Annotated in this window: 1 protein-coding gene; it reads right to left on the reverse strand. The window is 41.9% G+C overall.

Translation table 11 applies throughout. The annotated features are described in order from the left end of the window. On the reverse strand, window positions 1-382 hold a 382-nt coding region (locus tag K8B81_RS20850; RefSeq protein ID WP_223683449.1), incomplete at both ends, for a transposase.

Genomic DNA, 382 nt, shown 5'->3' on the forward strand with positions numbered 1-382 from the left:
AGTTGCCCGAAAACCGCTTCAACTTCTATTGGACGTTTGCTTCGGTGTTGTTTCCCTTTTTCAGAATTAAGCCGTTCCTTAGCTTTGAATTTAAGGGCATTCAGGCGATGATTCACTTCAATTCTCCGGTTGGTCTTACTGTTATGACACAAACTTCGAAGTGGGCAACCCTGGCAATTTTGCGCCTGATAGTAACTCACTGTGGCCTGGTATGCGTTTGAACTGGTGCGTTTTCCAGTGCCGATACAATTCATTTTTTGTCCCATCGGGCACACAAAAAAATCTTTTTCGTGGTTGTAAAAAAGGTTTTGAACCAAAAACGGATTTTGCTGTTGCCTGCGCTTTTGTTCTTTATGAAAGTAATTGTATTTCACATACGCCT

This window comes from Flavobacterium hibisci, assembly GCF_020026925.1.
GTDB classification, from domain to species: domain Bacteria; phylum Bacteroidota; class Bacteroidia; order Flavobacteriales; family Flavobacteriaceae; genus Flavobacterium; species Flavobacterium hibisci.